The organism is Streptomyces sp. NPDC096105, from assembly GCF_044763335.1.
Taxonomy (GTDB): Bacteria; Actinomycetota; Actinomycetes; order Streptomycetales; family Streptomycetaceae; genus Streptomyces.
Genome location: NZ_JBIWGC010000012.1, coordinates 54,185 through 65,250, shown reverse-complemented (window position 1 = coordinate 65,250; position 11,066 = coordinate 54,185). Strand labels below are relative to the sequence as shown.

10 protein-coding genes are annotated in these 11,066 nt (G+C 73.2%); 6 read left to right on the top strand and 4 right to left on the bottom strand.

Annotated features, from left to right (window positions below):
* Positions 1-55 precede the first annotated feature (55 nt).
* Both ACIQ8B_RS20105 and ACIQ8B_RS20100 read left to right on the top strand, forming a co-directional pair.
* Positions 56-685 carry an HAD-IA family hydrolase gene (locus ACIQ8B_RS20105; RefSeq protein ID WP_403548546.1) on the top strand — a complete coding sequence of 210 codons (630 nt, stop codon included), beginning with the start codon at positions 56-58 and terminating at the stop codon, positions 683-685.
* On the top strand, positions 678-1,580 hold the full coding sequence (locus ACIQ8B_RS20100; RefSeq protein WP_403548436.1) for an ROK family protein: 903 nt from the start codon (positions 678-680) through the stop codon (positions 1,578-1,580). The genes ACIQ8B_RS20105 and ACIQ8B_RS20100 overlap by 8 nt, the downstream gene beginning before the upstream one ends.
* Before the next feature lie 99 nt (positions 1,581-1,679).
* Here the strand turns inward: ACIQ8B_RS20100 and ACIQ8B_RS20095 are convergent, their stop codons facing one another.
* The gene (locus tag ACIQ8B_RS20095) at positions 1,680-3,341 is read right to left on the bottom strand and encodes a bifunctional 3-(3-hydroxy-phenyl)propionate/3-hydroxycinnamic acid hydroxylase (protein ID WP_403548434.1); all 1,662 of its coding nucleotides are present in this window, start codon (positions 3,339-3,341) and stop codon (positions 1,680-1,682) included.
* A gap of 144 nt (positions 3,342-3,485) precedes the next feature.
* On the bottom strand, positions 3,486-3,680 hold the full coding sequence (locus ACIQ8B_RS20090) for a ferredoxin (protein WP_403548432.1): 195 nt from the start codon (positions 3,678-3,680) through the stop codon (positions 3,486-3,488).
* A gap of 314 nt (positions 3,681-3,994) precedes the next feature.
* Here ACIQ8B_RS20090 and ACIQ8B_RS20085 point away from each other — a divergent pair, with 314 nt between their 5' ends.
* Genes ACIQ8B_RS20085 through ACIQ8B_RS20075 form a run of 3 tightly spaced genes read left to right on the top strand, consistent with a single transcriptional unit; the run spans position 3,995 to position 6,985 of the window.
* Entirely contained in the window at positions 3,995-4,780 is a 786-nt protein-coding gene (locus ACIQ8B_RS20085) for a thioesterase II family protein (RefSeq protein ID WP_403548430.1), read from the top strand.
* Positions 4,781-4,790: 10 nt separating this feature from the next.
* Complete coding sequence (locus ACIQ8B_RS20080; RefSeq protein ID WP_403548428.1) at positions 4,791-6,122, top strand: cation:proton antiporter; 1,332 nt, start codon at positions 4,791-4,793, stop codon at positions 6,120-6,122.
* A 20-nt stretch (positions 6,123-6,142) separates the two neighbouring features.
* The gene (locus ACIQ8B_RS20075) at positions 6,143-6,985 is read left to right on the top strand and encodes a metallophosphoesterase family protein (RefSeq protein ID WP_403548426.1); all 843 of its coding nucleotides are present in this window, start codon (positions 6,143-6,145) and stop codon (positions 6,983-6,985) included.
* A 148-nt stretch (positions 6,986-7,133) separates the two neighbouring features.
* Here the strand turns inward: ACIQ8B_RS20075 and ACIQ8B_RS20070 are convergent, their stop codons facing one another.
* Complete coding sequence (locus ACIQ8B_RS20070) at positions 7,134-8,306, bottom strand: LuxR C-terminal-related transcriptional regulator (RefSeq protein ID WP_403548424.1); 1,173 nt, start codon at positions 8,304-8,306, stop codon at positions 7,134-7,136.
* Positions 8,307-8,773: 467 nt separating this feature from the next.
* Here ACIQ8B_RS20070 and ACIQ8B_RS20065 point away from each other — a divergent pair, with 467 nt between their 5' ends.
* On the top strand, positions 8,774-9,217 hold the full coding sequence (locus tag ACIQ8B_RS20065; RefSeq protein ID WP_290010927.1) for a type II 3-dehydroquinate dehydratase: 444 nt from the start codon (positions 8,774-8,776) through the stop codon (positions 9,215-9,217).
* A gap of 12 nt (positions 9,218-9,229) precedes the next feature.
* Here ACIQ8B_RS20065 and ACIQ8B_RS20060 read toward each other — a convergent pair whose 3' ends face one another.
* Positions 9,230-10,663 carry a phage/plasmid primase, P4 family gene (locus ACIQ8B_RS20060; RefSeq protein WP_403548421.1) on the bottom strand — a complete coding sequence of 478 codons (1,434 nt, stop codon included), beginning with the start codon at positions 10,661-10,663 and terminating at the stop codon, positions 9,230-9,232.
* Between the last annotated feature and the right edge of the window lie 403 nt (positions 10,664-11,066).

The window sequence follows — 11,066 nt, the reverse complement described above, 5'->3', positions numbered from 1 at the left end:
CGCCCCGGACGCCGGCCGGCCGGCGACGGGGACGCTCCGGCCGGTCGGACGCGCCGTGGTCTTCGACCTGGACGGAGTCCTCGTCGACAGTTTCGCGGTGATGTACGAGGCGTTCGCCGTCGCGTACAAGGAGGTCGTCGGCGACGGCCCCGCGCCGTTCGACGAGTACCGGCGCCACCTGGGGCGTTTCTTCCCCGACATCATGCGGATCATGGGCCTGCCCCTGGAGATGGAGGAGCCCTTCGTCCGCGAGAGCTACCGGCTCGCCTCCCAGGTGCCGGTCTTCGACGGCGTCGTGGAGCTGCTCACCACCCTGCGGGTACGCGGCTACCGGCTCGCCGTGGCCACCGGCAAGAGCGGGGAACGGGCTCGGTCGCTGCTCGGCCTGCTCGGGCTGCTGCCCTTCTTCGACCACGTGATCGGCTCGGACGAGGTCGCCCGGCCCAAACCGGCCCCGGACATCGTGGAGCACGCCCTGGACCTGATGGGCTTCACGCCCGAGCAGGCCGTCATGATCGGTGACGCGCCGACCGACATCGCCAGCGCCCACGGCGCCGGCGTGACCTCGGCCGGCGCGCTGTGGGCGCTGTCCGACGCCGAAGAACTGCTCGCCGCCGGGCCCGACATCGTCCTGGCCCGCCCCGGTGACCTGCTGGCCCTGTGCCCCTCCGTACCCGGTGACTGAGGACGGGCCCTGCCTCGGTGTCGACATCGGGGGCACCAAGGTCGCCCTGCGGGTCGAGGCCGGCGCGCGGTGCGTGGCCGAGACCGTCTTCGCCTGGCAGCCGCGGCACAGCGCCGACCGCGACCTCGCCCAACTCGCCGCGCACGTCGGCGGGCTGAGCGAGCGGCTGGCCGTCCCCCCGAGGGCGGTGGGCGTCGCCGTACCGGCGACCGTCGGACCCGACGAGCGGGTCACCGCCTGGCCGAGCCGGCCCGAGTGGACCGGCACGGACCTGGGCGCTGCGCTGCGCGCACTGCTGCCGGGCACGCCCGTCGCCTGGGCGGACGACGGCGACCTCGGCGCCCTCGCCGAGGCACGGGCCGCCGACTGCGCCGACCTCCTCTACATAGGGGTCGGTACGGGCGTCGGCGGCGGCCTCGTCCTGCGCGGCGACCTCTGCCCGGGGCTGGGCCGCGGTTCCTTCGAGATCGGGCACACGGTCGTCGACCTGGACGGCCCGCGGTGCGTGTGCGGACGCCGGGGCTGCCTCCAGGCCATCGCCTCGGGCCCGGCCACCCTGCGCCACGCGGCCCGGCTGCGGGGGAGCGACGTCGGCTACGACGCGCTGCGGCAGGCCTGGCTGGACGCGGCCCCCTGGGCGGTGACGGCCCTGCGCCGCACCTGCCGGGCCCTGGCCGCCGCCGCGACCGGCGTCCAGGAACTGCTCCACCCGCGGCTGCTGCTGATCGGCGGCGGCTTCGCGAGCGGCCTGCCCGGCCTGGACGCCCTCCTGACCGAGCACCTGGCCGGCCTCGCCCGTCCGGGCCACCCACCCCTCACGGTGCGCCCCGCCTCCCTGGGCGGCCTGTCGTCCCTGCGCGGAGCGGTGGAACTGGCCCGCCTGACGCACGCGTGAGGGCCGGCGGGTGAACGCCGGGGTCCTCGAGCGCGGCGATCGCTGCCGCTCACGCTCGTGCGCCTGAGCGCTCGTGCGCTCAGGCACGGGTGCCCCCGGTCAGGTCCTGCGGTGCGGTCCCCCCGCCGGCACGGCCGTCGCCAACCGGTCGCGCAGGCCGTCGACGAGCGCGGCGGTGTCCTCGGTGCCGCGCGCGGCACCGAAGACGTGGTAGTCCGGGCGGACCAGGAGTGCGCTCGCGTCGTGCTCGGCCAGGTACGCCCGGTAGAAGCCGTCCGTGTCGATGACGTCCGTCAGGCCGGGCCCGGTGTCCTCGGGCGGCAGGACCGTGCCGGGCGGCGACAGGCGCACCACACGGGTGTCGAGAGCCGCGAGAAAGGACCACCGGTCCTCCCCGAGCGCCGGGCGCGGATCGTTCGTGGTGAGCAGCACGAAGCCGCCCCCCACGACCGCGTCGAACAGGCCCGTGCCGCCCGCCGTGCTCACCCGCCACTGCGGCACCACCTCGCCGGCCGGAGCCCGCGGCGCGCCCGCCGGCGTCCGCAGCAGCCCGGCCGACAGCGGCTTCGCCGCATCCGGCGCCCCCGGCCCCGTACGGCCGCGCCGGCCCGCCAGGACCGTGGCGTCCCGCTCCGCGGCGGCCGCCGGGTCCGTCACACAGATCACCCGGCCGAGCTGCACCGACGACAGGATCGACTCCTTCACGTGCTGCCGCCGCTCCTCGGCGTAGGTGTCGAGGAGCGACGCGTCGGCCAGGCCGCGCAGCGTCAGGTCCAGCTTCCACGCCAGGTTGGCCGCGTCCCGGAGGCCGGAACACATGCCCTGCCCGGCGAACGGCGGCATCAGGTGGGCCGCGTCCCCGGCCAGCAGGACCCGGCCCGAGCGCCACTCGTCGGCCCAGGCGGCCCGGAAGATGTAGGTCGTGCTGCGCAGCAGCGTGGCCGTCTCCGGAGTGACACCGAACGGCTTGAGCAGGCGCCAGGCGGTCTCCGGACGGTTCAGCTCGGCGCTGCTCTCGCCCGGCAGCCGCATGAACTCCCAGCGGCGGTGCCCCGGCCCGCTGCCGACGAGCGTCGTGGGCCGCGCCGGGTCACAGATCTGGACGTTGGTGGGCGTGAACTCGCGCGGTTCGCGCAGCTCGACGTCGCACAGCAGCCACTCGTAGGAGAACCCGAGGTCGGTCATGGGGACGCCGAGGTGCTCGCGCACGAAGCTGTTGGCGCCGTCGCAGCCCACGACCCAGCGCGCGACGACCGTGCGGGCGGCTCCGTCGTCGGTCTCGACGGTCAGCGACACCCGGTCGTCCCGCTCGGCGAGGTCCACGACCCGGTGCCCGCGCAGCACCGTGACGCCGGGCAGCGCCGCGGCGCGGGCCGCGAGCAGTCCCTCCAGCGCCGGCTGGTGCATGGTGTTGGCGTCCGGCCAGCCGTAGCGCCCCGTCGGGGAGAAGGCGATGTCCAGCAGCGTCTCGCCCGCCGCGGTGTGCCACTGGTAGCCGGTGGCCGGCTCCGTGATCTCACCGAACCGGTCCCCGACGCCCGTGGCCGCGAGCAGCCGCGCGGTCTCCCCGTCGAAGCTGGTCGCCCGCGGCAGCAGGTACGGCCGGGGCCGGCGTTCGAGGACGGTCACGCGCAGCCCGCGCTGGGCGAGCAGCACCGACAGCGCCGCGCCGACCGGCCCGTTGCCGACGACGGCCACGTCCGTGTCCGTGCCGGTGTCCGTCGGGGACTCGTAGGGGTCGTGCGGGCGCGTGGTGGACATCGTCATCCCAACTCGCAGGGGTCGAAGAGCGCGAGGGCATGGAAACGGCACTGGATCCGCACTGCGGCATCGGCTGCCCGAGTGTCCCCACCGTCCCCTGGATTCCCCCCGGAGCCCCGCTCGAGCGCCGCCCGGAGCACCGGATCAGCCGTCCGCGGTGAGCGCCCGGGCCGGGCACAGGTCGACTGCCTCGTCGGCCGCCGGCCACAGGGCCCGACCGGGCTCCGGGTCCAGCACGACCACCACGCCGTCGTCCTCGCCCTGGTCGAACAGTTCCGGCGCGACGCGCACGCACTGACCCGCGCCGACGCACTTGTCGGTGTCCGCGAATATCTTCACAGCGATCGCCTCCTACGGGTGGAATGCAGGCCGTCGGCCATGATGCCCGAGGAATACGGCACACCGTCCCGGACGCCGCGATTCGCCGGTGCCGCTCCAGTCGAATTCGAGCGCACGCCCATAAGGACCGCGGCGACAAGGACCGTGGCGAAAAGTCCTATCAGATCGAGGGATATCGCGTCCGTGAAGCCCTTCCTATCCTGTCGCTGGACATGTGCATCACGGGACCGGCGCGATTCTCATTCCGTACGTCCGTCGATCCGTGACGGGGAAAACGGCGTGCCGGACGACGATTCCTGAAGGGAATTAAGGCCGTGCCTCGAACCCCGGAGCAATTCGAAACATGGGTCCGCCGGTTCCGTCCGGCGACGGACGCCGACGTCCGTCTCGTGTGCCTGCCGCACGCCGGCGGGTCCGCGAGCTTCTACTTTCCGCTGGCCAAGTCGCTCACGCCCGCCGTGGACGTCCTGGCGGTGCAGTACCCGGGACGGCAGGACCGGCTCCGCGAACCGAACATCGACAGCCTTCCCGAGCTGGCCGACAAGATCTTCGAGGTGATACGCCACCTCGACGACCGGCCGCTGGCGCTGTTCGGCCACAGCATGGGCGCCGTCCTCGCCTACGAGGTCGCGCTGCGCCTGCACGACGCCGGACTCCCCGCCCCCGTGAGGCTCTTCGTCTCCGGACGGCGCGCCCCCTCCCGGGACCGTGACGAACGGCTCCACCTGGGCTCGGACGAGCGCCTCCTGGCCGAGGTGCGCAAGCTGGGCGGCCCGCACGCGGCGCTGCTCGCCGAGCCGGACGTACGGGACATGATCATGCCGGCGCTGCGCAGCGACTACCGCGCCGTCGAGAGCTACCGCTGCGCACCCGGCCGGCGCCTGGAATGCCCCGTGACGGTGCTCACCGGGGACAGCGACCCCCGCGTCTCGGTCGACGAGGCGACGGCCTGGGAGGAGCACACCAACGGCCCGACGGAGCTGGAAGTGTTCCCCGGCGGCCACTTCTTCCTGCTCGACCAGAACGCGCGCCTGACCCGGCTCCTCGCGGACCGCCTGCCCCGCCGGCCCGTCGGCGCGCCCCACGAAGCCCGCGTCTGAGGTGACCGAGTTGAACTCCACACCCGTCCCCACCATCCCCCACCACTCGCTCCTGGTGTTCCTCCTCCAGCTCGCGGTCCTGCTCCTGCTGGCCCTGTCCCTGGGACAGCTGGCCGCACGGTTCAAGATGCCCGCGATCGTCGGCGAACTGCTCGCCGGAGTGCTCGTGGGACCCTCGGTCCTCAGCCACGCCTGGCCCGCCCTCGCCGACTGGCTGATGCCGAAGGACACCGCCCAGATGCACATGCTCGACGCGGTCGGGCAGGTGGGCGTCGTGCTGCTCGTCGGCATCACCGGCATGGAGCTGAAGTTCGACCTCGTCAGGCGGCGCCGGCTCACCGCGGCCCGGGTGAGCGTCTGCGGTCTGGTCCTGCCCCTGGCGCTCGGCGTCGGGGTCGGCTTCCTGCTGCCCTCCTCGATCCTGCCGGACGGTACCAGCCCGACGGTCTTCGCGATCTTCCTCGGTGTGGCCTTGTGCGTCACCGCGATCCCCGTGATCGCCAAGACCCTGATGGACATGAACCTGCTGCACCGCGACATCGGGCAGCTCACCCTCGCCGCCGGAGTCCTCGACGACGTCGTGGGCTGGTTCCTGCTCTCCATCGTGTCGGCGATGGCGACGGCCGGACTGAGCACCGGCACGGTCGCCACCTCCCTGCTCTATCCCGTCGGCGTCGTCCTGGTCGCCTGGGTGGTGGGCCGCCCCCTGGTGAAGGCGGCGCTGCGCGCGGCGGGCCGCTCCGCGTCACCGGTGCCCACCGTCGCGGTGACGGCGCTGATCGTGCTGCTGGGCTCGGCGGCGACCCAGGCGCTGCACCTGGAGGCGGTCTTCGGCGCGTTCGTGTGCGGTGCGCTGATCGGCACGAGCGGGCAGCTGGACCGGGAGAAGCTGGCCCCGCTGCGGACCACCGTCCTCGCCTTCCTCGCACCGGTCTTCTTCGCCACGGCCGGTATCCGGATGGACCTGACCGCGCTGACCGACCCCACCGTCCTGGCCGCGGCCTGCGCGGTGCTCGCCGTGGCGATCACAGGGAAGTTCGCCGGCGCCTTCGCCGGCGCGAAGATGAGCGGCCTCGGCCGCTGGGAGGGCCTCGCCCTCGGCGCCGGCATGAACTCCCGGGGGGTGATCGAGGTTGTCGTGGCGATGGTGGGTCTGCAACTCGGGGTCCTCAGCGCCGAGGCGTACACCATCATCATCCTCGTCGCGATCGTCACCTCGCTGATGGCGCCGCCCGTGCTGCGCGTCGCGATGGCCCGGATCGACGAGGACGCCGAGGCGGGGATGGGCATGGCCGGCACGGCACCGCGCGACCTGGCGGCGCCGCCGTCCGCCTCGGTGTGAGCGGGAGAGAGGAGCGGGACGTGACGACGGCGGGGACGTACCGCGGCGGACGACTGCTCGCCATCAGCGACCTGCACGTCGGCCACGCCGACAACCGTGCCCTGGTCGAGCGGATGGCACCCGGGACGGACGAGGACTGGCTGCTGGTGGCCGGTGACGTGGCGGAGACCGTCACCGACATCCACTGGTGTCTGAAGACCCTCGCCGGCCGCTTCCGCAAGGTCGTCTGGGTGCCCGGCAACCACGAGCTGTGGACCCACCCGAGCGACACCGTCACCCTGCGCGGCGTCGCACGCTACGAGCACCTGGTGGGACTCTGCCGGGACCTCGGCGTCACGACGCCCGAGGACCCCTACCCGCTCTGGCACGGGCCGGACGGGCCGGTGGTGGTGGCGCCCCTGTTCCTGCTGTACGACTACTCGTTCCTGCCGGCCGGGTGCGCCACCAAGGACGAGGGACTCGCCTACGCGCACGAGACCGGCGTCGTGTGCAACGACGAGAGCCTGCTCCACCCCGATCCCTACCCGAGCCGTGAGGCATGGTGCCGGGCCCGGGTCGCCGAGACCGAACGCCGGCTCGCCTCACTGCCCGACGGGACGCCGGTCGTCCTGGTCAACCACTATCCGCTGCACCGGCACCCGACGGAGGTGCTGTGGTACCCGGAGTTCGCCATGTGGTGCGGCACCCGGCTGACCGCCGACTGGCACCGCAGGTACCCCACGGCTGCCGTGGTGTACGGCCACCTCCACATCCCGCGGACCACCCACCACGAGGGCGTACGCTTCGAGGAGGTGTCCGTGGGCTACCCCCGCGAGTGGCGCAGGCGGCAGACCCCGCCGGGCACGCCCCGCACGATCCTGTGACCGGTGGACCACCGCCAGGCCGCTCACCGGACCCCGGCCGCTCACCGGATCCCGGCCCCTCACCGGATCCCGGCCCCTCACCGGGCCCCGGCCCCTCACCGGACCGACCACCCACCGAACCGCGGCCGTCCGTGCGGCGGCGCCGGGCTCAGGAGGCCCTCGCGCCTTCGGGGGACGCGCCCGGCACCCGGCTCCAGGCCCGCGTCAGTTCCACCCGCGAGGCCACGTTCATCTTCCGGAAGATCTTCTTCAGGTGGAAGGCCACGGTGTGCCCGGAGATGAAGAGCCGTTCCCCCACCTGTGAGTTGGTGAACCCCTGGCTCACCAGCTCGGCCACGGCGGCCTCGGTGTTGGTGAGCGTGCCGGCGTCCGGGCCGCTCCGGCCGGCGTACTGCGGATGGCGGCCCCGCCGCACGCCGAGCGCACGTAACCGGCTCGCGACCCGCCGCGCGTCCCGCGGGGCCCCGGCCCCCGCGTAGCCGTCCGCCGCCGACTCGAAGGCGTCGACGGCCCGTTGGCGTTCGGCGGGGCGCGCGGCGAGGAACCTGCCCGCGTCCTCCGCGGCGGACGCGGCGGCCCACGGGTCCTGGTGCGCGGCGGCCGCGGCGAGCACCCCGTCCGGATCGCCGTCCAGCAGCCCGGCGGCATGCCCCGCCGCCGCGCCCACGGAGCACAGCCCCGGGTTGCGCACCGCGAGCGCGCCGGCTCCCGCCACCACCCGCCGGGCGAGTACCTCGTCGCCCAGCTTGCGGGTGGCCCGCACGAGCCAGGCGGCGGCGGTGGGCTGGGAGGTCAGCAGCTCCAGCAGCAACCGGTCGTCCGTGACGATGCCCGCGATGAGCTGGGCCGCGCTCGCCGGGCCGCCCTGCACCTCGAGGAGCTGGGCCGCCGCCCAGGCGCACTGGCTCGGCCCGTGCGCGGTCCGGCCGAGCAGAGCGCAGTCCCGTAGCTGATCGGCGAACTGCGCACTCACACTCATGTCGCCCTGCCGAAGCGCGCCGAGCGCCAGCACGGTGTGCGCGTCGGGCAGGAAGCCGTGCAGCCCGGCCCGCCGCGCGCGGTCGGCGCCCCGGGCGGCGAGATCGACGGCTGCCGAGGTGTCGCCCCTGGCGAAGGCGAGGTCCGCCGCGCCGAGCAGGGAGGCGACAGCGGGACCGCCGTCGGCGTCCGACCGGGCCGACAGTTCGTCCACCTCGGCCAGGACCAGCGCGGCGGACGACAGCCGGCGGACCCTGACCAGCAGTGCCGCGTGCCAGACCCGTGCCAGCGCCTTGCAGTCCCCGGCGCAATCGGGTTCCGTTCGAACAGCGGCCGCTGCCAAGCGAATACCTTCCTCCAGATCTCCGCGGGACCAGGCGGAGAAAGAAGATTCCGGCAGGGCGGAGGATGCGCAGGCGTTGTTCCGGCAGACACGTAGGACGGAGAAAACGGGGGGCAGCCGCAGGCGAAACGGAGAATCGAGCATCACATCTCCAGTCATGGGATCCGTGCCGTCCGAGTGGGGTCCGTGCGCGGACCAGGTTAGGGCGGGGGTGCGGGCCGGGGCGGCGCGGGCCGACGCGGCGTGTAGAGGGCCTCGACGTGTGTACGAGCGGTCCTTGAGCGGCGCGGCCGGGCGCGCGGGGGACCACGCACAGGCCGGCCTGGGCGGCGGACGGCTCCGGGAGCGGGACTATCAGCTCTGAGGGTGGCGCGCGGCGAAGTGCGGCGACAGCATGGAGGAAATCCCGACTCCGCCGGCTCCGCGGCCGAGACGAGCGGGCCGCGGCGAATACAGAGGTGGGCCTCTTGAGTACCGTGCTTCTCCTGAACGGCCCGAATCTGGGAATTCTCGGCCGCCGGGAACCGGAGATCTACGGCACGGACACGCTCGCCGACATCGAGGCGGCGGTCGCCGACGAACTGAGCGACAGGGGCTGGAAGGTGCTCTCCGTCCAGCACGACTCGGAGGGCGACCTCGTCGGCGCCGTGCACCGGCACAGCGACAGCACCGTGGGAGCCATCGTCAACCCCGGCGCCCTGATGATCGCCGGCTGGAGTCTTCGCGACGCCCTCGCCAGCTACGCGCCGCCCTGGATCGAGGTGCACCTCAGCAACGTGTGGGCCCGGGAGCAGTTCCGGCACGAGTCGGTCATCGCCCCGCTGGCCAGCGGTGTCGTCGTCGGCCTCGGAGCCTACGGCTACCGTCTGGCCGCCCGGGCGCTCACGCATCTGGCGCCGGCCCCGCTCTGACCCCTGCCCGGTTCATGCCGCCTCCCCGGCGGCCGGCAGCCCGATGCCCGGGTAGTACTTGCGCTGCCGGGAGAGGACCATCGCCTTCGGCGACGCCAGTCCCACGGTCTCGCGGATCCTCGCCGCCAGCGCGCGCGAGGAGACCGGGTGCACACCCTCCGCCCGGCACCACTCCCGGTACGCCGCGTGCAGTTGGGTCTGCTCGGCCCGCAGCGCGGGTCCGAGGGCGCACACCTCCGACACGAAGCGCCCCATGTGGTCCTCGGTCTGCGCGTACGCGGCGGTCGCGACCCGTACGCGCTCCGGCCCGGCGAGGTCCCTCGCACCGGCCAGGTAGCGGCGGGCCCCCAGGACCAGCCAGTGGAGGATCCCCGGCCCTTCCTCGCGCACCAGGACGTCGGCGAGGTTGTCGATCCGCCGGTCGTCGGGGACGACGCGTTCGAAGGGGATCAGGCGCATCCGGCGCCAGAAGGCGAAGCCGCCGGTGCCGACCTCGGGACGGTGGTTGCCCAGCAGCCACAGCTTGTGCGTCGGCGTGAAGCTGAAGAAGTCCTGCCGCATCCGGCGCGCCTTGATGCGGTCACCGCCGGTCAGCAGCTTCAGGCGTGCCTCGTCGAACCGGTCGCCGGGCCTGACCTCGCTGCACACGATCACCCGGCGCCCGTGCAGTTCCGCCAGGTCCGTCGGATGGCCCTCATGGGGACGCGTCATCAGGAAGCCCGGCGGAGCGGCGTCGGCGTAGTCCCCGAGGAGCCTCATGAGCACGTCCAGGAGGACGGACTTGCCGTTCTTGCCGGAACCGAACAGGAACGGCAGCACCTGGGCGCCCACGTCCCCGGTGACCGAGTAGCCGAGGAGGAGCTGCAGGTAGTCGATCATTTCCCGGCCCTCGGCGTCGTCGCCGAAGGTGTCGGTCAGGAACCGCTCCCAGAGCGGCGTCTTCGCCGGCCGCGGCGTCAGGGCGGTGCAGCGGGAGTGCAGGCCGTTGCCCGGGCCGGGTGGTTCGAGCAGTCCGGTGCGCAGGCCGACGATGCCGTCCGGGGTGCACAGCGCGTACGGGTCGGCGTCCAGACGGGCCGCGTTGAGCACCATGCCGGGCGCCGACCTCGCCTGGGCCAGCATCGCGTTGATGCCCGCGGTGGACAGGCTCCGGCAACGGTGGCGCCGCAGCGCGGTGTCGGAGTACCGGCCGAGGGGATCGGAGGAGGCGAGGGACTCCACGAGGTCGCCGGCCGCCCAGAGCACCGTGCCGTCCCCGTCGGGCTGCCAGCGGGCGCCCGTCCAGCGGTACCAGCCCAGGCCCGGGACGTGACGGTACCTGTCGGCGTACCGTTGGGCGAAGAGCTCGGCCAGGCCGCGGTCGGTCAGGCTCCCCGGGAGCGGTCCTGGCGGCGGTGTCCTCCGGTGTCGTGATTCGCTGGTGACTTCGAGCAGCTCAGAACCCATGTGCTTCCCCCCGACGGCGACCCGAGCGACTCAAGCGACTCTGATCCTGTGTAACCCCCCACAGGAGCCCGGCCCTGAGTAAGATACGTACCACCCGGTTTTGTTTTCAACCCTGCGACCTCCGGGTCCCCGGCCCGCCCTGCCGGTGGCGTTCGGTCGGGAGCATGGATTCCTCTTGTTCTTGACGTTCTTCGGTACAAGCTGTGACGGTGACGTGAGAGGAATCCCCTCTTGAAAAGAACCGTCCATCCGGTATATTTCTCGACGTCGAAGCCGTCCGGCACCACAGGGGGCCGGAGGTCGGCATTCCGTACGCCACGGCAGGGGGAAGGGGCGTGCATCGTGCGGTTGTCACATGGTGGTTTCCCGTCCGGGTCCCGTGCCGCGGCGCCTTCGAGGTCAA

Excerpts from the sequence above, each read along its gene's own strand:
- ACIQ8B_RS20095 (WP_403548434.1), bottom strand. The coding sequence starts at position 3,341 with ATGTCCACCACGCGCCCGCACGACCCCTACGAGTCCCCGACGGACACC.
- ACIQ8B_RS20060 (WP_403548421.1), bottom strand. The coding sequence starts at position 10,663 with ATGGGTTCTGAGCTGCTCGAAGTCACCAGCGAATCACGACACCGGAGG.